The 20,513-nt window shown below is 40.3% G+C and carries 21 protein-coding genes; 11 read left to right on the forward strand and 10 right to left on the reverse strand.

Annotated elements, in window-relative coordinates; translation table 11 throughout:
- Nucleotides 1–167: 167 nt before the first annotated feature.
- A complete protein-coding gene (locus ATS72_RS17285) occupies nucleotides 168–656 on the reverse strand; it encodes a GNAT family N-acetyltransferase (RefSeq protein ID WP_058429414.1) in 489 nt (162 codons plus the stop codon).
- 147 nt (nucleotides 657–803) lie between these two features.
- Between ATS72_RS17285 and ATS72_RS17290 the strand changes: the two genes are divergently transcribed.
- Nucleotides 804–2,009, forward strand: coding sequence for an anhydro-N-acetylmuramic acid kinase (locus ATS72_RS17290; RefSeq protein ID WP_058429415.1), 1,206 nt, complete (start codon nucleotides 804–806; stop codon nucleotides 2,007–2,009).
- 20 nt (nucleotides 2,010–2,029) lie between these two features.
- Here ATS72_RS17290 and ATS72_RS17295 read toward each other — a convergent pair whose 3' ends face one another.
- Complete coding sequence (locus ATS72_RS17295) at nucleotides 2,030–2,515, reverse strand: hypothetical protein (protein WP_058429416.1); 486 nt, start codon at nucleotides 2,513–2,515, stop codon at nucleotides 2,030–2,032.
- A gap of 540 nt (nucleotides 2,516–3,055) precedes the next feature.
- Here ATS72_RS17295 and ATS72_RS17300 point away from each other — a divergent pair.
- Nucleotides 3,056–3,496, forward strand: a complete 441-nt coding sequence (locus tag ATS72_RS17300) for a hypothetical protein (protein ID WP_058429417.1) — start codon at nucleotides 3,056–3,058, stop codon at nucleotides 3,494–3,496.
- A gap of 22 nt (nucleotides 3,497–3,518) precedes the next feature.
- Here the strand turns inward: ATS72_RS17300 and ATS72_RS17305 are convergent, their stop codons facing one another.
- Nucleotides 3,519–4,475 carry an IS110 family transposase gene (locus ATS72_RS17305; protein ID WP_058430360.1) on the reverse strand — a complete coding sequence of 319 codons (957 nt, stop codon included), beginning with the start codon at nucleotides 4,473–4,475 and terminating at the stop codon, nucleotides 3,519–3,521.
- 344 nt (nucleotides 4,476–4,819) lie between these two features.
- Here ATS72_RS17305 and ATS72_RS17310 point away from each other — a divergent pair, with 344 nt between their 5' ends.
- From ATS72_RS17310 to ATS72_RS17335, 6 genes are all read left to right on the forward strand, one after another.
- Complete coding sequence (locus ATS72_RS17310; RefSeq protein ID WP_058430359.1) at nucleotides 4,820–5,197, forward strand: hypothetical protein; 378 nt, start codon at nucleotides 4,820–4,822, stop codon at nucleotides 5,195–5,197.
- 96 nt (nucleotides 5,198–5,293) lie between these two features.
- Nucleotides 5,294–5,545 (forward strand): hypothetical protein, encoded by a 252-nt coding sequence (locus ATS72_RS17315; protein WP_058430358.1) that lies wholly within the window; start codon nucleotides 5,294–5,296, stop codon nucleotides 5,543–5,545.
- A gap of 115 nt (nucleotides 5,546–5,660) precedes the next feature.
- A complete protein-coding gene (locus ATS72_RS17320) occupies nucleotides 5,661–6,068 on the forward strand; it encodes a hypothetical protein (RefSeq protein WP_058430357.1) in 408 nt (135 codons plus the stop codon).
- A 112-nt stretch (nucleotides 6,069–6,180) separates the two neighbouring features.
- Complete coding sequence (locus tag ATS72_RS17325) at nucleotides 6,181–6,540, forward strand: hypothetical protein (RefSeq protein WP_058430356.1); 360 nt, start codon at nucleotides 6,181–6,183, stop codon at nucleotides 6,538–6,540.
- Between the two features lie 184 nt (nucleotides 6,541–6,724).
- Nucleotides 6,725–7,300 carry a DUF7010 family protein gene (locus ATS72_RS17330; RefSeq protein WP_058430355.1) on the forward strand — a complete coding sequence of 192 codons (576 nt, stop codon included), beginning with the start codon at nucleotides 6,725–6,727 and terminating at the stop codon, nucleotides 7,298–7,300.
- 58 nt (nucleotides 7,301–7,358) lie between these two features.
- Nucleotides 7,359–7,745: a hypothetical protein gene (locus ATS72_RS17335; protein ID WP_058430354.1), complete on the forward strand. Its 387-nt coding sequence runs from the start codon at nucleotides 7,359–7,361 to the stop codon at nucleotides 7,743–7,745.
- A gap of 342 nt (nucleotides 7,746–8,087) precedes the next feature.
- Here ATS72_RS17335 and ATS72_RS17340 read toward each other — a convergent pair whose 3' ends face one another.
- The 4 genes from ATS72_RS17340 to ATS72_RS17355 form a co-directional block, all read right to left on the reverse strand.
- Nucleotides 8,088–9,179, reverse strand: coding sequence for an OprO/OprP family phosphate-selective porin (locus ATS72_RS17340; protein ID WP_058430353.1), 1,092 nt, complete (start codon nucleotides 9,177–9,179; stop codon nucleotides 8,088–8,090).
- A complete protein-coding gene (locus tag ATS72_RS17345) occupies nucleotides 9,169–9,768 on the reverse strand; it encodes a DUF4956 domain-containing protein (RefSeq protein WP_058430352.1) in 600 nt (199 codons plus the stop codon). Before ATS72_RS17345 ends, ATS72_RS17340 begins: the two co-directional genes overlap by 11 nt.
- A gap of 1 nt (nucleotide 9,769) precedes the next feature.
- Nucleotides 9,770–10,684, reverse strand: a complete 915-nt coding sequence (locus ATS72_RS17350; protein WP_058430351.1) for a polyphosphate polymerase domain-containing protein — start codon at nucleotides 10,682–10,684, stop codon at nucleotides 9,770–9,772.
- Nucleotides 10,685–10,761: 77 nt separating this feature from the next.
- Nucleotides 10,762–13,320 (reverse strand): CotH kinase family protein, encoded by a 2,559-nt coding sequence (locus ATS72_RS17355; protein ID WP_058430350.1) that lies wholly within the window; start codon nucleotides 13,318–13,320, stop codon nucleotides 10,762–10,764.
- Nucleotides 13,321–13,449: 129 nt separating this feature from the next.
- On the opposite strand from ATS72_RS17355, the gene ATS72_RS17360 reads away from it, so the two are divergent.
- Complete coding sequence (locus ATS72_RS17360) at nucleotides 13,450–13,911, forward strand: TlpA family protein disulfide reductase (RefSeq protein WP_058430361.1); 462 nt, start codon at nucleotides 13,450–13,452, stop codon at nucleotides 13,909–13,911.
- A 448-nt stretch (nucleotides 13,912–14,359) separates the two neighbouring features.
- On the opposite strand, the gene ATS72_RS17370 is transcribed toward ATS72_RS17360, so the two are convergent.
- On the reverse strand, nucleotides 14,360–15,238 hold the full coding sequence (locus ATS72_RS17370; RefSeq protein ID WP_058430349.1) for a LysR family transcriptional regulator: 879 nt from the start codon (nucleotides 15,236–15,238) through the stop codon (nucleotides 14,360–14,362).
- A gap of 137 nt (nucleotides 15,239–15,375) precedes the next feature.
- On the opposite strand from ATS72_RS17370, the gene ATS72_RS17375 reads away from it, so the two are divergent.
- Nucleotides 15,376–16,452: a YeiH family protein gene (locus ATS72_RS17375; protein ID WP_058430348.1), complete on the forward strand. Its 1,077-nt coding sequence runs from the start codon at nucleotides 15,376–15,378 to the stop codon at nucleotides 16,450–16,452.
- A 26-nt stretch (nucleotides 16,453–16,478) separates the two neighbouring features.
- Here ATS72_RS17375 and ATS72_RS17380 read toward each other — a convergent pair whose 3' ends face one another.
- Entirely contained in the window at nucleotides 16,479–17,789 is a 1,311-nt protein-coding gene (locus ATS72_RS17380; RefSeq protein ID WP_058430347.1) for a DASH family cryptochrome, read from the reverse strand.
- A 159-nt stretch (nucleotides 17,790–17,948) separates the two neighbouring features.
- Entirely contained in the window at nucleotides 17,949–19,676 is a 1,728-nt protein-coding gene (locus ATS72_RS17385; RefSeq protein ID WP_058430346.1) for a DUF885 domain-containing protein, read from the reverse strand.
- A gap of 231 nt (nucleotides 19,677–19,907) precedes the next feature.
- Here ATS72_RS17385 and ATS72_RS17390 point away from each other — a divergent pair, with 231 nt between their 5' ends.
- Complete coding sequence (locus tag ATS72_RS17390; RefSeq protein WP_006793565.1) at nucleotides 19,908–20,495, forward strand: DUF4202 domain-containing protein; 588 nt, start codon at nucleotides 19,908–19,910, stop codon at nucleotides 20,493–20,495.
- Nucleotides 20,496–20,513: the final 18 nt, after the last annotated feature.

Consider the following 20,513-nt stretch of genomic DNA (forward strand, 5'->3'; position numbering starts at 1 on the left):
TGAATATGAACCCACTTAACGAATGTGTATGCGTTTAATAACCCGATTGGCATAAACAATAATGCGCGCTAAGTGGTAAATGTATGTACAAATTTGTACCTTACAACAGGAGTTTTGGGCGAGGGGCTGTTAATTCAACCTTAAGCGGAGTAATTATTCTAAACGGTTCATTTGAGCTTGCTAAAAATATGACTATCGTAAAATGCGCCATTTTTATAAATGGCTTGGTTAAGAACGGCCTCGGCCTTAAAACCACATTTAGTCAGTGCCTTTATAGAACCAGTATTACCAGCAAATACAGCGCCAAAAATACGGTTTAGGTTTGAGGTTTTAAACGCGTCATCGCAAATTTTTGTAATAGCGTGAGTCATGACTCCTTGCCCCCAAAAGTCACTATTAAGCCAATAGCCTATTTCGCCACTGCGGCTATACTCGAATTCTCCGGGCGTTATGCCTATACACCCCGCAAATTGCTCATCTACAACAATGGCCTTAACTATTCCACTTTTAGAGCCTTGGTTTATCCACCAATCGGCGTCGGCTTGGGTATACGGAAATGGAATTTTAGACGATAAAAAGCGGGTCACCTGTTCATCGTTTAAGGTATTAATAATGTGTGGCGCGTCCTTTGGTTTAAAGTCTCTTAGGGTAATCATTGTTTTAATTAAGTATGGGCTGAATACGGTTTAACTTAGCAAGCAATTAGAGATTGCACAATCACAAAGATTAACCGCTTACGCCTATAACTTTGTTTTAAAGTACTCTAATATAAGCAAAATATAATACTGTTTAAGATACCTTTTATGCACCCACACATAGCCGCCCTATATAATAGTGCCCAAAAGCCAAGCCGTTTAATTGTAGGTTTAATGAGTGGTACCTCGTTAGATGGGCTCGATGTAGCGCTGTGTAAGGTAAGCGGCGCGGGCTTAAACACACATATTGAAATATTAAATTTTACCACCGTTGAATATAGCGACGATTATAAAAGCAAAATAAAGCAGGTATTTGCAAAGCGAGAGTGCGATTTAGAACTAGTAACCTTACTGCACCCTTGGGTAGGTAAGCTCCATGGCAATATGGTTAATCAGTGCTTAAAAATGTGGCAAGTGGACCCTAGTACAATTGATGTTATAGCCAGTCATGGGCAAACAATTTACCACTGCCCACAGTCGCAACATAATCATAAAAGCTTTACTAATGGCACGTTACAAATTGGCGACAGCGACCAAATAGCCGTTACTACCGGCATTACAACTATTGGCGATTTTAGGCAAAAACACATAGCCGCAGGAGGCGAAGGTGCCCCACTTGCGGTATATGGCGATTACTTGTTTTTTTCAAGCCTTGTTGAAAACCGTATTTTACTCAACATGGGTGGCATAGCTAACTTAACTTTTTTACCCAAAAGCGGTGATGCAAACAGTGTATTTAGCTCTGATATTGGCCCGGGTAATACAATAATGGATGCCTACGTACAAAAATATTTTGAGGGGATGCATTTTGACGACGGTGCAAAAATAGCAAAAGCAGGAAAAGTAAATATGCCTTTACTTCATGCATTATGCGCAGATGACTTTTTTAATTTAAGCATGCCCAAAACAACAGGGCCAGAAGTGTTTAATTTAGCGTATTTAAAAGCGGCTCAAGCACTCACCAATACGCTTGACTTAACCCACCACGATGTAATGGCAACACTCAATGCATTTAGTGCTAATGTAATAAGCGATGCAATAAAAAAGTGTGCTAAACACGAGGCAAATTGTGTGGTGTATGCCAGTGGTGGTGGAATACATAACCCACTATTAATGGAGCAGCTTTTAAACCTTTGCTCAGAGGTTAAGGCGTTTAAAAACACACAGGTATTAGGAATAGATCCCGATGCTAAAGAAGCCGTGTTATTTGCTATTTTAGCCAACGAATGCCTAGCAGGTGAGCAGCAACACCTTAATAATAACGCGCAAGGTATTGCGGGAGTGACTATGGGAAAAATAAGTTTTCCCGACTAACCGCTATTGATAAAAGCGTTTTAAAACAATGATAAAAAGGTCGAGCCTACCCCTGCAAAATATCGGCGAAAACCGTGTGGTTTTGACTGCTCGATATTTACAAGTGGCGCGTTATAGCCGCCCTCAAATGCGTTAATATTCATATCAAACTGAAGGCTATTTTTTAATGTAGCGTATTTTCCGTGCAACATAAGCTGCATTACAAAACATTGGCTATGGGTAATTTTGTTTAAAGTAAGGTTAACGTAACCACGCTCTAAATCTGCTTGCGTAATAACGCTCTCAGTAAAATACTGAGCGCCACGGGCACTTGGATGTGTTGCGCTCAGCGAAATAACATCACCTTCATGTACAGCATCTGGCAAATCGCATTGCAATGTAATTGCATGAAGCGCATTGGCTTGTACCGAAAGGTTTTCGTATTCCATGGTGTGGCTCATAGCCGCAGACATCGGATCATCAAGTGATTGCAGTGCAAATGTTAGTTGCACTAGAGGTGTGGTCATTTACTTCGTCTTCTAGATTATAAAAAATACAGTTTGAGTTTAAATTATCGCCTACTTAGATTGCAGTTTTATGACAAATTGCACTTAATCGGATAATCGCTGCTTTTTGATCAAAAAAAGATCGTTATAAGGTTTTCATTGAATTTAGGTGACGTTTGTTGTCAAAGTATGTGAAATTTTCGATCCAGCCTAAAAGGGTATTAATAGTGCTTATAAATAGTGCTTATAAATATTGTGGGGTAAGCATGTAGGCAGCAATATAATTTATATACTCAGAGCGATTTTTCATTTTCAATTCTATGAATTTTAGCTGTATATATACAGCCATAGTACGGTCGCTCGCATAGTCAATAAAACGACCCCGTTGCTCGTTTTATACTATGAAGAAAAGCGATCACTGAAGGATTTTAATAACGCTGGCAATTAGTTGGCAAGTTTGTTACTAATAAACAAACAAGAAAAACGAGCTCCGCCGTGGTAGAAAAACGCGCGATTCGCTCGCTATAAACATGTTAGGGTTTTCGGAAGTCTTGGGCATTTATGGATAAAAATTTAGCGTTGAAATATCAAAGTTACATTGAAGACGTAGCTCCAAACGTAATAACTATTTTAAGATCTCATCTAGTTATTGAGGAGCAGCTCAATCAGATTTTAGAAATTATTGCTTTTGATTATTCTTCACTGTGTAAAGCAAAGCTTAGTTTTTCTCAATTGGTTCGCATTGTTCAAGCATTTTTGGATGATCCTTGCCATCCCAATTTATTCCCATCAATAATTAACTTAAATAAATTGAGAAACATGATTGCTCACAATCTTGAACCTAGTGATTTGGACAAGCAACTTACTAAGTTTATTACATCCGCTTCAAACGGCATTGAAAAGGATATTGAGTTAAAAGAAGATGAATCAATAAATCTAGAGTTTTGCCTTGGGTTAATTATGGGTCAGCTAAGTGCAACTATTGAGTCAATAAAACCCTAACAAGAGACTATGGCGTCAATAGTTAATTATTAACTTTTGGCGCTTCCCACATTACACCGTCTCTTAGCATCGAATTTAATATCACAATCATCTTTCTAATACAGGCGATGATGGCTACTTTTTTGGGTTTCCCTGCTGCCAATAAACGTTGATATGTTACTTTGAAAACTGGGTTTGATTGCATCGCTGACATCATCGCCATGTATAAAACCGTTCTCACTTGAGGTCGACCCCCCTGAATTTTTCGATGGCCTTTATATCGACCACTTTCTCGGTTCATTGGGGCAACACCAATCAGGCTACTTGCTTGTTTGCTGTTGATGTAACCCAGCTCAGGTAGGTTACTGATGATTGATGCAGCAGCTATTTTTCCAATACCAGTCATACTCTGTAATATCGTATTTTTAGCCTGGTATTCAGGGCAGCTTTCAATGAGTTTAACGATTTTTTCTTCAATCTTTTTTATCTGATTATTAAATAAAGTTAGTACTGGTTTGATCGTCATCGCCAATGCTTTGGGCATTATTTGTAAGCGATTTTTCTCCATTGTTTGCATCGTAAGCAACTGGTTACGTCGAGTCACTAAATCACTCATTGCCTGCATGGTATCTGGCTTAAGCTGTGATAATTTAGGTTTAATCGCTTCACTATAATGCGCAATTAATTGCGCATCAAGCTTATCGGTTTTGGCTCGTTGACCTATTGCTCCCGCAAACCGTTTAACATGAATAGGGTTAGCGATTGTGAAAGGTAAATTGGCATTAGCGCAAGCCAAAATAAAGGGCATTTCAAGCCTACCAGTGGCTTCAATTACGATGCGCTCAGGCTTATATTTCTTAATCGTTTTGACGGCTTCTTTAATGCCTTTATCATCATTTGGAACAGTGAAGTAAATGTCCAATGGACGGATATAAATATCGAGTTGGTACTTTCCGGTATCAACACCTACGTTTATGTTTTGATTTGTTTTAGTATTCATAATAAGCTAACTCTTACTTGCATAATGCGGGTTCGAGACCCAGTAGACTATTCGAGTGTGGTGCTTGGAGTCCTTTATCGCGTTCGTTCTTGTTATCGGTCTCTCAACAGAGGAGCCTTTGCTCAATCGAACTACGACAAGGAAAGCTTAAATTGCTGCTTAAGCCTGGGTCTCACATTACCCGAAAGGGGTTTAAATAGTAATTAAGATGGATGTATTATCCATACAAGAAAATTAAGCGGGACTGCTAACAGTTGGCTCGGTTTCGCTTCGCTTAACATTTTAGCCAACTGTTAATCAGCCCCTTATTTGGGCGTTAGGTAACAAATCAGGTGTATAGACTCATGGATAGAGTAGTAATTTTCGTTTTGTGTTTCTGCCTATTTATAGGTGGTGCAACTCACATATTTGATAATTTATATTATGGATTCTTGCCTTATAAATTTGCTTCTGAATGGGTTAATATTTATTGGACAGCGTTGGCTGTTATAGATATTGTGGCTGTTTACTTGTTAATTAAATGGCGTAACGCTGGTTTGGTGTTAACACTGGTTATAATGCTTAGCGACGTAGCAATTAATTCTGTTGCTTTTTATTTATTAAACGTTCTTTCGGATAGTTCTGCTTTACAACTTCAAACATTATTTCTAGGTTTCTGTATTGGTTCTTCTATTTGGTTATGGCAGTCGAAAAGTAAGGCTAACGTGGTAAATGTTACCTAACAAACAATTAAACAAGGACAAAAACAGTTGGTTTTGCTTCTTCGTCGCTTATTTTAACCAACTATTTTTTGCCTGTTAATTGGGCGTTAGGTGACTATGGAAAGTTGGAAGTTTCACGACATTAATTTTGAAGGTCAAACGAAGTCAATTGAAGGAATTAACATTTGGTCTCTCGACTGGATAAAGTCAGAGTTAGATAATTTTAAAGCTCCTCATCCACAACACAGTAATCAATCTCATTTGATGAGAACTTACTTTGTAGAATTTGGTGGTAAGCGAGTTGATTTCGCCGTAGCAGAAGTCAGTAATCTAGTTTGGACTGTGTACGCATTAGAAAACGTCACCTAACAAGTCGATGAAGTAAAAGGACATAAAATCATTGGCTTGTCACTCGTACCTCGCTAAAGTATAACCAATTATTTTATTGCCTCTTATCGAGGCGTTATGTTTTTCAGAGGTTGTTTTGAGTAAAAAAATAGACTATTCAAAATACTCCCTAAAAGAGCTATACGAAGCTTTGGATAGCATTGATAGTGAAAAATTTCCTGAGAACTACAGACAGCTTAAAGATGAGCTTTCTAAACCAGAAAGGTCTAATGATGAAGTTCTCAGCGAGTTAGAAGCTGAAATGGGCAACCAAGAAAGTGATTTCAAATCTTACTTCATAATTGCTGTCGGGGCGTTTTTTGTTCTTTGTGGCTTTTTGGCAGAAGAAAAAGGCATCATTCATAAACATAGAAGCAAAGAAGTATTAGTTACATTGGCAGATAACCCAGATAAATTTTATTTTCACGTTTATTTAGCTGCAGGAATTGGAATATGTTCAGTAATTTTTGGAGTGTATTTGCTAGTCAGAAACAGCAAAACATGACAAGGCGCTTAACTCGTTCCCTGCGGTCACTGGGGCAATAACACTGCGGTGCTGCGCACTTTACCGCAGTATTATTGTCCGTTAGGTTCAAGTTGTATTTACATGGAAGTTTATGCGTAAAATTCTCTTTCTATTAATTTTCGTTTTGTCTGGATGTTCAAACTACAAACTTGCTCCCATCAAATCCAATGACGACTTTTATGTTTTAATGCCTGAAGTAGTCGACTCGATAGTTTATCTCGATGTATGCGAAGCTCAATCTGAGAAATGTGATTTAATCAGAACTGGCGTATCCCATGTTCATTATTGGGGAGTTGATTGGTTTAAAGAGTCAAACATAATTATCCTATATTCTTCGGATATAGGCATTTATGCGTGGGCTGAATCAGATTCTTGGAACAAAGTTGAAGTTACTCAGGAAATGAATAATTACGCTAATAAAATTTACGAAGAGTTAAAAAGGCAAATATAACAAGCGCATTAAGAAATGGGACTGCTAAAAGCTTGCTCAGTTCCGCTTCGCAACACATTTTAGCAAGTTATTATCAGCCCCTTATGCGGTTGTTGAGGCAGTAGGTTTACTCATTTTTTAAAAAATAGCCAGTTGGAGTTGTTCTACAGTCTCGTTATGTAAAATGAAGGATTGAGGAAATAGTATGACATTGGAAGAATTAAGAGCAGACTTTGAATGGTCTGCTAAACGATCATTATCTATGCCTATAGCGGGAGCTATTTATTGGCTTGTGGTGGCAATAGTATCAACTCAGGTTCCTGTTAGTACGGGGTTGTTAGTGTTACTTTTTGGTTCAGGGTTAATTTTTCCAATTGCTTTATTGATATCAAAAATAACCAAAGAAGTTGTTTTCTCTTCAAAAAATCCTTTGGCAAAACTTATGGGCGCTTCTGTCTTAATGGTAAACTTGTTATGGGCAGTCCATATACCATTATTTTTATATGCTCCTGAGTTCCTAACTTTAAGTCTTGGTATTGGTTTAGGTTTGCATTGGGTAGTGTACTCGTGGATTATTCAACACCCTTTAGGGCTAATTCATGCGGGATTACGTACTGCGTTAATTTTAGTTATGTGGTTTTCATTCCCAGAATCACGTATTTTGGCAGTAGGCGTTTCTATTGTTTTTGTATACTGTTTAAGTATTTGGCAAATGATAAGCAGACCATTACCACATAACAATTTAAGCCAGAAGGGCGGCGCAAGCGACGCCTCTTCTTAAGGCATTATGTTTCATCGCAGGGTCGGTTTACACTCTGAATACTGTCAAGGAGAGACAAATGAATATTATTCCATTATTTGGCGGGGTTATTTTTAGCGCGCTAGGCATTTATGTATGCTACGACTACCGACGCTTCAATAAGAACGCACTTAAGATTAAAGGCAGAGTTCTACGTTATGAGGAATACATTGCTAAAGATACTGATAACATTAAGAGGAAAGCGTATAGGCCATTCTTTGAGTTTACAGTTAATGGCTCTACCTATGTTGTTAAATCTAAAACTTCATTTCATTCTAAAATCATTCCCGTAGGTCATTATGCAGATGTTTTATACCACAAAGGTGATGAAGAAAATGCTCGTCTAGCTGAAGGTAATGGTGCGGGGTTAGGTATTTTATTTATAGCCCTCTCTTTACCAGCATATTATTTTGGGTTGTTTCATTAATACATATGTTGTTACTTTGAAAACAATAAACATAACAAGAACATGAAACGATAAGTGCTCCTCAGCCGTTTTAGAGGACACCTCCTCATCACTTTGAAGCCACAGGGGGCAAGCTTTACTTCATCCATTAGCCCCACAGTTGCCCGCTCAGAGAGAGCTTGGCTTGGAAATGAGCTCAAGTTTTTAAGTTAGTGGGATGAGTTCCAGCTTCATTAGTAACCTTTTTGCAGTTTATTTATTATATTGATCATAACAGCTTAATTAAAAAGCCCTGTGCTAAACGTTACGTTTAACACAGGGCTTTGTAGTTTTAGATTAACCGGCTTAAAACTACAAAGCGCATTAAAACGAATACTGCAGCCTTAATGAGATTGCATTGCCCGATGTGATAGTACCGCCTGCTTCAAAGTAATCGGCTTTAATGTAGTCGGCCATAAATTTTATGTTTTTGTTTACGGTGTAGTTAACGCCGAGGGAGTAGGTTTTTGCGTCTTGGTTTTCTTGCTTAAGCTTAAGTAGGCTATAGCGGCCAGTGAGCTCCCAGCCTGGCTCTGGGCTTGCGCCTAGTTTTGCGTTTTTATACTTACGGTATCCGCCCGATAGCTGATAACCAAATTGCAAATAGCCGCCTTCGTAATCGTTAGTTGTATTTTCAATACTGGTTACTTGTGCTTGTTGCCACTCGGCCATCATGGTAAATCTGTTTTTAAGCCATAGTAGCTCTACGCCTTGTTGCGAGAGGCTATCGGCATTAATTTTATCGCCTTCTATTAATGAGTCGGCGGTATAAACTTCAAGAGGTTCATTCACTCTAAATTCGTTACCGTCGTACTGCCTCTCACTAAATGCGACGCCTAGGTGTAAAAGGTTGGTGTTTTGCTGCCATGGCACCCAAGCTACGCGCCCTGTAATAGCAGACGTTGCTTCGTCTTCATCGGGCTTGTAATAACCTAGTTGCCAATTTACAGAGGCTATGTCCCCGGAAAGGCGAATACCTAAGCTACGCCCTGGTGAAAACGCTTCGCTTATCATGCTGCGCTCAAGCATTAGCAATTTACGCGAGCTGGTTAGTTTTTCTAGGCCAAAACCTTCTTTTTGTTGGCCTATGGTTAAATCGGCATATTTCCAGCCAGAGTATTCTAGGTAGGCGTCTTTTATTTCGGTTTCGCCATCGGCAAAGCCAAGTTGAAATTTACTTTTCCAGTCTTTGCTTATGTCTGATTTAAAACTTAGGCGAGCGCGGCGTATTTCAGAGGTACTTTCTGAATCGCTGCTTTCGTATTGCCCCTCTAATAATGAGCTATCAAACTTGTTGTAGTCGAGCATGATATAGCCGCTTAGGTCTATATCGTCGTTAATTTTGGCAAAGCTTGTGTTACTAACAAAGCAAAGAGCTGAAAGTGCCGCATAAGTAATCGTTTGTTTAGAGGTCATGTTGGGCCGCCTTCGTTTGTTTTTCGGCTAGGTAACTTACTTTTAGCTGTGCTACGTCTCTTAAAAAGTCGATGTGTTCTATATCTACGGCAACGACGTTTAGCCCTGTGCGCTGTTTTAAATCATGGATGAGTGTTGCTTGGTTTTGCGGGGTTATGTTTTCTATGCGCTCGTAGCAAACGCTTTGTACTTCGTAGCGTTTTACAAATACGCTTGAGTCAATCAAAAAGGCAATTAAGCAAATTATGCCATTAAGAATACTTAGCTCAATTAGGCTCATTTGCCCTACAGAGGTCAGTAAAGCAATGGCAGTAACAAGGAATAAGTAAGTCATTTCTTTAATAGAAATAGACTCAGTGCGATACCTTAGCATGGTAAATACGGCAAATAGGCCAAATGCAAATTCCATTGACATATCAACGCCATGCAGCAAAAAGGTAATAATAAAAACGCCTACGCCAAATAAAATAAACGAGCCTGCCACCACTGCATTTTTACTTACGCGAAAGTAACAGCCATAGCAAAGTACAGCCAGCGATAGGATGTTTACTAAAAAGCGGGAAAGAAAAATAAGATCTAATTTGGTCATTTTAATTATTCTCTAAAGGTAATAGTGGGTTAGTGCGGTTAAGGTGTTTTAAACGGGCTAAAACAGGTTTAAATCGGTTTACTTTTAAGCGCTCGGGGTAGAGCAAAGCACAGCCAATGCAGTATTTACTAAACGAGGCTGGGAATATGTGGTGTTTGCTCATAAGTTTATAAAATGGCGAGTGTTTTGTTTTTTTACGTTGCTTAAGTTCGGCAATAAAAAAGCCCGGTAGTGTTATTTTGTTATCGCCTTTTGGGGTGTTGTACCACAGGTTAAAATCAAGCGTTAAGCGCTCGGCTTTTTCTTCGTTGGCTAAGGCTATGCGGTTATAGCCGCTTTGCTGGGTTACGTTTAGATGTGCAAAGCTGTTTTTCATTTGCTCTTTCATAAACGCAGTACAATGGGCTTGCTCATTGTTTTTTTCGAGCTTGATGCGTGTTTTAACCGTACGGCTTTGGTTGTTTTTTAGTTTTACTTCTAGGTATTCGGTGGCTGTATCAACGTAGCGCCTTTGGCGCACTTTGTAGCGATTAAGCTTACCGTTATGGTGGGCTTTATATAAATCAAGTTCGGGTGTATCAAAGTACTGATTATAGTAAGAAAATAAACGCTTACCTTGTATATCAAGTACGCGGTACTGGCCTTGTATATGAGTAAGTAGCTCAGGTAAAAAAGACAGTGGCAGCATAAACTTACTGTCTACACGGTTCATTAAATTAGCGTTATTAAGATCGTTTAATCCGTAACCTTTAAACGGAATAAGTAACTCGTTAATTAAGCTTGTTAATGAGCCATGCGCATCTGGTTTTTCAGGCTGAGCCTGCTTATTTTTAGTGTTTATTGCAGCCAATGCTACAGATGCAATTGAAGTATCCTTTTCAAAAAGTTCATCCTTAAAACGTGCTTGAATTGTCATAATTTTCTCAGATTATTAAATTGCAAAGTTATAGAGTGCAGTGCCAGCGTGCTGACACCGCATGAAGGATGGGTTGTTTATCTAGAGCAAAATCCGCTGCCATCGCCCGCTGAGGGCAATGTGCCATCGAGCTGCGCGACCATATTTGCTACGCGGTACTGCATAAAAGACGTTAAGCCGTAAAACTGCCCCGTTGTAGAGGTTAGGTTTTGCTCAAAGTAGGTTGAGCCATAAAAGCTGGTTGGGTCGTTTTGTACGTGCTCACGAATTAGGTCGGCTATTTCATTTACGCGTGCGTTAAATGTATCGCTTGAAAGTGAGCCATTAATAAGCTGTGTTAAGTAACTGTGGTACGTTTCTAGGTTGCTTTGCTCGGCAAAGACATTAGCAATTAACGGGCGCTCGATTAATGCGCCGCTTACTGGCTCATCAATGTAGAGCTCTCTTACATCTACGCCATTACAATCCATGGCAAAGGTGCCAAATGACTCGTTAAAATCCCATGGCAAAATGCTAAATACGCCATCGTCATCATAAATATAATAGTTATGTGCAAGCGGACCGTGGTAGCTATCTAAATTGGACAGTGAAGTACTAACCGACATATAACGTAAAAGTGTGTCTATATCTATGGCGCTGGTTTCGCCTTTATCGAGCGATTCTACAAAGTTAATAAAGGCACCGTTATCGGTGGTGTCTTCGTTGGTTTGCAGGTTTATATCGGTGTAGCTTTGTATGTCGTCACCTAGCCATAGTAAATCGCTGCCTGTGCCATCTGGCTTGTATAAATCGCCATTACTGTTGGTAAAGTGTTTTTCAACAAATTCGCCATCCACGGCTTCTACCATTAAATACAAACCAAATAGTTCGCCGTTTACATAAAAGTTAACGTAAGCATGCTCAGGCGTTGGTACACCCATTTCATCCATTAGCTCGTAGGCGATTACTTCACGCATGTACGACGGGTCGTTAAACGAATTTTGTAGTGTGAATTTTTTTAGTCCAAAAAACTTTTGCCCCGACACATATTCGTTAATATCAACCTTAAAGCTGTAACGGTCGCTGCTAGAGTTGGCAACACTTCTTAAACTTGAGCCACCTTTAGTGCGAATAGCCACGCTATCGAGTGTTACCCCATTAAAGGTAATAGCGGTTTCGTGGTATTCCTCATCAAGTGGGTTATCTAGAATGTCTTGCCAGTTTTCGTCGGTAATTGTAATAGAAAGCGTATTAACCGCTGTGGGTGTAAAGGCGGTTGCCACTGTATTTTCACTACTTGGGGTAGGTGTTAAAAACGCATGAGTAAAGCCTGTACTGCTACTTAGGCCGTAACTAAAGCCTGTGGCTACATCACTTTCATCCCAGTCAATGTAGTCAATTACTTCATCGTTGAGTATTAAGCTTAGCTCGTCTTCTTTGCCTAGTTTAAAAGGTACGTAGTAAGTGCCTGGGTCTTCATCGGTGGCATAAATAGTAATGTATTCACCTGCGTATAAATCTATGTCGGGCAGGGTGATGGGGTCTATGTCGTCGCTTTCATCAATGACTTTGTAGTTGGCTAAGTTAATTGTATTTTCGCTGTTGTTGTATAGCTCAAACCAGTCGTTGCCATCGTTTGCTGCGCTTGCCACTATTTCGTGAATAACGAGTGGCCCGTGGGTTGCTTGGCTGTTTGAGCTAAGTTCTGTTGGAGTGAGTACCGCAGTTGCATCACTGCCATCTGGGTAGCGGCCATAGCTGTAACCACTTAGCGCTTGGCCTTTATTCCACGATAACTGCTCTATAATTACATTGTTACTGTAAAGGCTGACGGTATCGCTTGCGCCTAATTTAAACGCAACGCTTGGCAGATCGCCTAAATCATCGGTGCTTGCGTAAATGCGGTAAAACTCACCCGGCGATAACGTGATATCGGGTAGAGCAAATTGCTCGCTATTGTCATCACTTAGTGTGTAGTCTGCTAAATACACATCGCTACTGCTTGTTACATAAAGCTCTATCCAGTCTTCACCGCCGCTACTATCTTTTGCTACTACTTCGTTTATACGAAGTGGTGCATCTTCAGCAATTAGCGTTGAAACAAGTGTAGAGGTATCGGCTGTTTGGTTAGCTGCGCCTTCTGTGGGCGTTAATGTTTGCGCGGTGCCGGTGCCATCGGTGTATAAGCCGTAACTAAAGCCTTCAGCGGCTTCGCCTTCTTCCCAATCAAGTACAGAGATAGCAGTGCCGTCCTCGTATAACGTAACCGCATCGTCGCTACCTAGTTTAAAGGTGACGTAATAACCGTTATCGGGCGGGGTGTCGGTTTCATCAATGGCTTGAATAACAATAAACTCACCTTGCGAAAGCGATGCTGCGGGCAAAGCTTGAGGCTCTCTGTCGGCGTTATCATCAACAAGTGAAAATACCGATAGGTCGGCTATATCTTCAGTGGCGTATAGCTCAATCCAATCGTAGGTTGTATCGCTTGGGCTTGCGACAATTTCGTTAATAACTAAACCAGTTGACGTGATTGTTGATGATGAGTCAGTACTTTGCTCTGTGCTGCTATCGGCTGTTTGCTCAGTACCGCCACAGCCATACAAAAATGTAGTGGAGGTAATTAATGAATAAAATAGTAGGGGTTTTATGGTCATTGATGCGATCTTTTTTATTTTAATAACGTGTTAAAACAATAAAAAAAGAAGGTGCAAACAATGTGTAAACATTCAGTAATATTCAGTATAGTGAGCTTAATTACTCATTTTAAAAGTTACTTTAACCTAATGATTAAAAAATTAATTTTATTATGCGCCTTAAGCATGCCATTGGCAGCGTGTGCTGACGATGTTGCGCCATTTTCAGGTGAGATAAGCGCGCAGGCTTTACTAAACGATTACGATAAATTTAGCGAATATTACACAACGTTTACCCCTACCTCTAAAGATATTGCGTTAATGCAAAAGCTTAAAGGTAAAGAGCTAGTTGTTTTATTTGGTACTTGGTGTCACGACAGCCACCGCGAAGTACCTAAACTCATTAAACTTCTTGAACAGTCAAAAGTTGAACTGGCAAGTGTTAACTATGTGGCAGTGGGTTACAACAAGCAAGACGATGCCGGAATAGCACTGGCGCACGACTTGCAATACACACCTACATTTATTGTTAAACAAAATGGCAAAGAGTTAGTACGTGTGATTGAAAAACCAACGGGGTCATTGGCAGAAGATTTAACTCAGGGTTTGTAAGGGTTATGTGAGAATCATCCCGCAATTTTATTTATAGTTAAAATGGATGTTTATGAAGTGTAAAAAGTGTAAAGCAGGGATTACTTCACCTGTAGTTAAAACGACAAATCTTAACGAGACTCCAATCGCGTCATCATCTTGCCCTGTGTGCGGTGAAAATTTAGATGGTTCAAAAAGATATTGGGTTTTATTAATTATTTTAATTATTGGTATTGGTTTAGCATCAAAGTATTTGTCTTAACCTTAGTTATATTATCCACACATGTGAATGAATAATACTGTGGTATTGATTATTAGTCTTTTACTTAAAGTTATGTGGCTTATGACATTAATGCGATCTGAAAAAACTCAATTGTGGTTTATGAAAAATGCCAACAAATTGTATTTAGCTAAAGTTTTTTGCCTATAGATGACTTACAGTCTAGCCATAGTTTTACACGCTTAATCACTATTCACTAAACAAGCTTTTTTCGAACGCTTGGGCAGCATGCGAAGACGGTCTGTCTTTATAATGCAGTTGATATAGTGGGCGAGAGAGTTGCTTGTTATTTTTTTGGCTCAGGCGCGTTAATTTACCTAACTGCACTAAGTCTTCTGTGACTACGTTTGGCAATAAAGCGACCCCCATACCTTGCGCAACGGCCCTTGCTATGGCTTCGTTGCTACCTAATTGCATACTGCGCTCAGCTTGCACGCCATGCTCTGCTAATAACTTTACCGACATTTCTAACGTGCCAGAGCCTGGCTCGCGCAGTAACCAAAACTGCTCGTTTAACCATGCTTTTAAGTCTTTAGTGGGCTTAAAGTTACTCGGTATAACCACACTCATTAAATCGTTTTGCCAGTGCTTACTAATAATGTGCGGCTCGGTAGGTGTGCCCTCAACCAGTGCTAAATCGATGGTGCACTCTAGCAACGCATGCTCAATTTGCGCGGTATTAGCCACTTGTACTTCTACTTTTATATGCGGGTATTGGGCGCAAAATTTGGCTAAATAAGGCGGTAGCCAATAACTGGCAATGGTGGTGCTGGTGCCTATAACTAAGGTGCCGCGTTTGAGCCCAGTGCGCGATTTTATATCGTCTAGGGCGGCTTTTTCGATAGCAAAAATACTACGGGCGTGATCATACAAGGCTTGGCCGCCTTCGCTTAAGGTGAGCTTTTTACCTTTAGATGCACGTTCAATAAGTTGAATATTTAACTGATGCTCTAGCTCTTTTAGTGCTTTAGAAACAGCGGGCTGGCTTATAAAAAGCGCTTCGGCTGCGCCTGAAAAGCTACCCAATTTAGCCACTGTATAAAACACCCTAAGTGCATGTAAGTTCATTGAACACCCTTAAATTGTATAACTCTAAATTGTATAACCTTAAGTTATCAAATCATGATTTTAATATATTGGAGTTATATTTTGAGCTTTCTTACAATTAAGTCAACACATCAACTTGGTTTAAGTGAGGGAATATTATGCTTAGCGCTATTAAAAATGGGTTTCAGCCTTTGGTTATTAATACTAAGCAATACGGCGATACGCGCTGGTGGTTAGGTATGCTGCTGGTGGTTGTGTTAGCGGGGGCATCTGTTGCATTAAGTAAGTTACCTATAATGCAAAGTGCGCAATTTAGCTCCTTAACAATTGGTATTGTGCTTGGCATTATTGTGGGTAACAGTGTGTTTTCGCACATTGCTACGCGTACAGATGTAGGCGTTGATTACGCTAAAAGTATATTACTTAAAGCGGGCGTTATTTTATTTGGGTTTAGGATTACTTTTGCACAAGTAGCGGGTGTAGGCTGGCATGGCCTATTAACCGATGTGGTAATGCTGTTAGGTACGTTTATATTAGCAGTACAGCTAGGTAAGCGCGTTTTTAAGCTTGATGAACAAACAACCATACTAATAGGTGCGGGTAGCTCTATTTGTGGCGCTGCAGCGGTAATGGCAACCGAGCCGGTTATAAAAGCTCAGGCACATAAAGTATCGGTAGCGGTGGCAACGGTGGTGGTGTTTGGCACGTTAAGTATGTTTGCCTACCCAATTATGTTTGAGTACATGGGGCTGAGTGAGCACGCATATGGTATTTTTGTTGGTTCAACCATTCATGAAGTCGCGCAAGTGGTAGCAGCGGGCACAGCTGTAAGCGCCAATGCAGCCGACACCGCCGTGATAGAAAAAATGCTACGCGTAATGATGCTTGCGCCATTTTTAGTAGGCTTATCGTTTTGGCAAAGTAAAAAGCATGCAAACATAAACTCACATGGCGGCGAGCAAAAATCAAGAATTACAATCCCTTGGTTTGCGGTTTTGTTTATAGTGGCAAGCGGGATACATTCGTTATCGGTTATTCCGCAAGGTACTACAAACGCCATTGTATGGTTTGACAATATACTACTTACCATTGCCATGGTCGCACTTGGGCTGCGTACACATGTTGGCGCTATTCGCCAAGCCGGTATAAAACCGCTGTTATTAGCGGGCTGTTTATTTTTGTTTTTAACATTAGGTGGCTTTTCCATTAATGTAGGCATTGCTCAGCTGTTTTAAATATAACTAGGTGGAGGTAGATTGGCTTAAATAGGCCAATCTACTTCGTTTAAGTGATCGAGCTGTGCATCTGGGCTTTGATTGCCTCCCCATTTTTTGGTGTAAATGGATTTAGGGTCAAACTGCTGTGTTTGCTTTTCAATATTGAAGTGCCGCCCGCCACGTGGGTCAACGCCTACTCCCGCTATGTACTGCCAGTTGCCCCAATTGGCTGCTACGTCATGATCAATTAGCTGCTGCTCAAAATAAGCTGCGCCGTAACGCCAATCGAGTGCCAGCTCGTTAACTAAGCAGCTTGCCACAATTTGCCTTGAGCGGTTTGTTATAAAACCGGTGGCATTGAGCTCTTTCATGATGGCATTAACCAAGGGGTAAGGCGTTGTGCCTTGGCACCAAGCAGCAAAACGGTTTGGCATAAACGTAGTAAGTGGCTTAGTTTGCTTTTGCCCCTTAAAACTAAACAAGCTGCTTTGTACATTTAGCGCGTGCCATTTAAAGTATTCGCGCCACAGTAGTTCAAACTTAATCCAGTAGGTTGAATCGTTAGCGGTATATGTTTGTTCGTATTGCTCAACCGCATTGTATATTTGTTTTGCGCTAATACACCCAAAAGCAAGCCATGGGCTAAATTTAGTGGTGTTGTCAAAGCCGTCAAGCGCGTTGCGAGTTATTTTGTACGTGCTAGGTAATTCGCCTGCAAAGTATTGTTCACAGTGTTTTTGTGCGCTTGTTAAGCCACCATGCATTGAGTTGTTAATTGCTTTTGGTAACTCAATTGGGTTTTTAGAGCACAGCGTAATAGGTTTAGGCAATAGCTCGGTTGTAATGTGCGACAGCGTGATTGGTATGTTGGCAGCTTCAACCTTCTTTTTAAATGGGGTAAAGCTTTTGGGTAAATCTGTTAAGTTAAATGGCAGTTCGTTTTGCTGATACAAGGTATCCTGCAGGGTACCGGTAAACTGGGTTTCAGGACAATGAGCTTTTAATAAATTAATTTCGCGTTGTTCGTACACACCAAATTGCTCACTGTAAACCACTTCATCAATGTGTTGCTCTTTAATACGTTGCTTTAAAACACTAACGGGTTCGCCTTCTAGCACGTGCAGAGTTTGGCCACGCGCAATTAATGCTTGCTGTAGCTCATAAAGGCTTTGCATTAAAAAGGTGTACTTGTTTTCACCATACTGCTTTTGCTGATAATTTGTGTTTTTAAACCAGTTGGGGTTAATTACAAACACCACGTCTAGTGCGCATTGCTGTAGTGCAAGTTTGCTAAAAATTGGGTTGTCGTTTAGGCGTAAATCGTTTTGTAGCCAATATAAAATGCGTTTGCTCATACTTTTGCTCTGGTTTTGTCGATGTTGTATTTACGAAACAAAAGTAGCTGAGGATTAGTTAATCGTGTTTTTAATCGAGTAAATTTATAAATACGTGCAAGGTTGCGATTTAAGAAGAGGCGATAGAGTAACCGCCTCTTATTTTATTAAAGTACGGTTTTACTTTGTCATTTTTTGTTTTGCTATCCAATCGTTTATAACGTCTTCAAGTACAGCCATTGGCAGGGAGCCTTGGCCAATAACGGTATCGTGAAAGCTGCGTATATCAAATTGTCCACCAAGCTCTTTTTCGGCTTTTGCGCGAAGTTCGCGTATTTTTATTTCGCCCATTTTGTACGAAAGCGCTTGGCCTGGCCATGAAATATAGCGGTCTATTTGATCTTCCACGGCGCTTTGTGGCAACGCGGTGTGGCTTGCTAGGTAGTCAATTGCTTTTTGGCGGCTCCAGCCAAATGCATGAATACCGGTATCAACCACTAAGCGCACTGCACGCCACATTTCGTAACCTAAACGGCCAAAATCGCTGTAAGGGCTTTGATAAAAGCCCGCTTCTTTACCTAAGCGCTCTGTATACAGCGCCCAACCTTCGCCAAATGCAGAGTGGCTGAGTGTGCGTCTAAATTCAGGTACATTTAACTCCATAGCAATAGCGTTTTGTAGGTGGTGCCCTGGTATGGCTTCGTGCAGGCTGAGTGCTTCTAAATTATATAAAGGCTGCAGTTTAGGTGTTGAGGCTAAAAAATAAGTACCTGGTGAGCGGTTATCTGGCGGTGGCATATAAAACGCGCCACGACTTGCTGAGCCTTTAATAGTAAAGGTGTTACGCGGTAAGTGGCCAAAGTAAGTAGGCAATTTGCCATACATTTTTTGCGTGATAAAAGCGGTTTTTTCAAGTAGGTCTTGCGCGTCTTTTGCGTAAAATTGCTCATCGGTTGCTAAAAATTCTAAAAACTCACTATAGGTGCCATCAAAGCCTACTTCATCAATAATGGCTTGCATTTGCGCTTTAATACGCCCAACTTCTTTAAGGCCCAGCTCATGTATTTGTTTAGGCGTGGCGTTAGTTGTGGTGTAGTAATTAACGGTGTATTTGTAATAATCAAGCCCGCCTTCAACGCTTGCAATGCCCGGCTGCTCTCTACAGTGTGACATGTAATCATTTTTAAAAAAGTCATAAAAATGCTGATAGGCAGGAATTACTTTTTCTTCAATTAACGCTTGTGCTTTTTGTTTTAAACTCGCTTTTTGCGCTGCACTAAATGTATTAGGTATACGCGTAAAGGGCTCGTAAAGGGCGCTTTTTTCGGGGTTTTTAACTAAATGCGCGCTTATGCTTTGGCTGTAATTTTCAAAGGTTTTACAGTAATGAGTAAAGCCTGTTTTTATACCTTCTTTCATTAAATCAATATTTTGCTGATTAAAGCGCGGGTAGTCGGCAAGGCTGATTAAAAATGCGTTGTAATCATCTGCTGTTAAAAAAGCCATGTTAGCGGGTGCTTCTGCAAAGTAAGTATGCCAGCCACTTAAAAAATTAACCGGAAAATACTTATCTTGATAAAGGTAGCTTTGCTGCTCGGTTTCGCGCTCATATTTAAATAAGCGATAGTTCATTAGCTGCTCGTTATTGAGCGTTTTTGGGTCAATGTTGGCTAAGCTTTTTAGTACGCTGTTGTTATACGCTTGGCGCTTAGCAATGGCTTGCTCGCTCCAATTTGGTAATGTGCCGTTTGGTTTCCAACCGTCAGGGTCGGTTCGAAAGAATATTTTTTCAGCTTTGGCATTTTGCCAGTGGTTATCAATAATGGTTTTTAAATCGCTGTTGCTGTCGGCAAGGCTTGGTAGCGAAGTGGCTGCTAAGCAAATAGCTAAAATACGGTTTTTAAACATAGTGATCCGTTATTGGCGAGTTAGTCGCGCTTTTTTATTTTAATTTGTGCTTAATATAGTACCAAGTTAACTTAATCAATGCGCTTACTTTTACCCTTATGTATTTATCGGTTGTATTTATCGGTTGTATTTTAAGATTGAGCAAATTTCACTACATAACTTACAGCAGCTCTAGTTTATTGTTTTATCAGCGTTTAGAATGATTAAAACTTATTATAAAAAATGACTGTCATGTTTAATAAAGTAATCGCCTTAATTGATGAAGCAAACAACCAAGACCCAAATACTGAGCAATTTAATGGGCAAAGCGTGCCCAAAGAAAGCCTTTATGCTACTCGAATGAGCGACATGCTTAGCCGTTTTAACCCCGATGCTGGCGAGCTTATGCAAATTGCAGTGCGTGGGCAGCATATACAACGCTGGAAGTCGCCGCGTAGTGACTTTGAAATGAACAAGCAGGGTTATCATCAATGGCGCAGTGCACTTTATATATTTCATGCAAGTAGTGTTGTTGCGCTCATGAAGCAAGCTGGTTACGGCGAAGCTGAGCAAAACAGAGTGTACGATGCGGTAGCTAAAAAAAATATTAAACGTAACCCAGACAGCCAATTAGTAGAAGACGTAGCAAGCCTCGTATTTATTGAGCATTACATGTTGGGGTTTGCTAATAGTAAGCCTGATTACGATGAGCAAAAATGGATAGGGATTATTCGCCGTACATGGCAAAAAATGTCAGATGACGCGCATGAGTTTGTACTTGCAGGTAATATTACATTGCCAGCACCGCTTGTTGGGCTTATTCATAAAGCGCTTGAGTAAAAAAGCATCAATGAAAAG

It is taken from the genome of Pseudoalteromonas sp. 13-15 (assembly GCF_001468205.2).
GTDB lineage: Bacteria > Pseudomonadota > Gammaproteobacteria > Enterobacterales > Alteromonadaceae > Pseudoalteromonas > Pseudoalteromonas marina.

Excerpts from the sequence above, each read along its gene's own strand:
- ATS72_RS17285 (WP_058429414.1), bottom strand. The coding sequence starts at position 656 with ATGATTACCCTAAGAGACTTTAAACCAAAGGACGCGCCACACATTATT.
- ATS72_RS17290 (WP_058429415.1), top strand. The coding sequence starts at position 804 with ATGCACCCACACATAGCCGCCCTATATAATAGTGCCCAAAAGCCAAGC.
- ATS72_RS17295 (WP_058429416.1), bottom strand. The coding sequence starts at position 2,515 with ATGACCACACCTCTAGTGCAACTAACATTTGCACTGCAATCACTTGAT.
- ATS72_RS17300 (WP_058429417.1), top strand. The coding sequence starts at position 3,056 with ATGGATAAAAATTTAGCGTTGAAATATCAAAGTTACATTGAAGACGTA.
- ATS72_RS17305 (WP_058430360.1), bottom strand. The coding sequence starts at position 4,475 with ATGAATACTAAAACAAATCAAAACATAAACGTAGGTGTTGATACCGGA.
- ATS72_RS17310 (WP_058430359.1), top strand. The coding sequence starts at position 4,820 with ATGGATAGAGTAGTAATTTTCGTTTTGTGTTTCTGCCTATTTATAGGT.
- ATS72_RS17315 (WP_058430358.1), top strand. The coding sequence starts at position 5,294 with ATGGAAAGTTGGAAGTTTCACGACATTAATTTTGAAGGTCAAACGAAG.
- ATS72_RS17325 (WP_058430356.1), top strand. The coding sequence starts at position 6,181 with ATGCGTAAAATTCTCTTTCTATTAATTTTCGTTTTGTCTGGATGTTCA.
- ATS72_RS17330 (WP_058430355.1), top strand. The coding sequence starts at position 6,725 with ATGACATTGGAAGAATTAAGAGCAGACTTTGAATGGTCTGCTAAACGA.
- ATS72_RS17335 (WP_058430354.1), top strand. The coding sequence starts at position 7,359 with ATGAATATTATTCCATTATTTGGCGGGGTTATTTTTAGCGCGCTAGGC.
- ATS72_RS17340 (WP_058430353.1), bottom strand. The coding sequence starts at position 9,179 with ATGACCTCTAAACAAACGATTACTTATGCGGCACTTTCAGCTCTTTGC.
- ATS72_RS17345 (WP_058430352.1), bottom strand. The coding sequence starts at position 9,768 with ATGACCAAATTAGATCTTATTTTTCTTTCCCGCTTTTTAGTAAACATC.
- ATS72_RS17350 (WP_058430351.1), bottom strand. The coding sequence starts at position 10,684 with ATGACAATTCAAGCACGTTTTAAGGATGAACTTTTTGAAAAGGATACT.
- ATS72_RS17355 (WP_058430350.1), bottom strand. The coding sequence starts at position 13,320 with ATGACCATAAAACCCCTACTATTTTATTCATTAATTACCTCCACTACA.
- ATS72_RS17360 (WP_058430361.1), top strand. The coding sequence starts at position 13,450 with ATGATTAAAAAATTAATTTTATTATGCGCCTTAAGCATGCCATTGGCA.
- ATS72_RS17370 (WP_058430349.1), bottom strand. The coding sequence starts at position 15,238 with ATGAACTTACATGCACTTAGGGTGTTTTATACAGTGGCTAAATTGGGT.
- ATS72_RS17375 (WP_058430348.1), top strand. The coding sequence starts at position 15,376 with ATGCTTAGCGCTATTAAAAATGGGTTTCAGCCTTTGGTTATTAATACT.
- ATS72_RS17380 (WP_058430347.1), bottom strand. The coding sequence starts at position 17,789 with ATGAGCAAACGCATTTTATATTGGCTACAAAACGATTTACGCCTAAAC.
- ATS72_RS17385 (WP_058430346.1), bottom strand. The coding sequence starts at position 19,676 with ATGTTTAAAAACCGTATTTTAGCTATTTGCTTAGCAGCCACTTCGCTA.
- ATS72_RS17390 (WP_006793565.1), top strand. The coding sequence starts at position 19,908 with ATGTTTAATAAAGTAATCGCCTTAATTGATGAAGCAAACAACCAAGAC.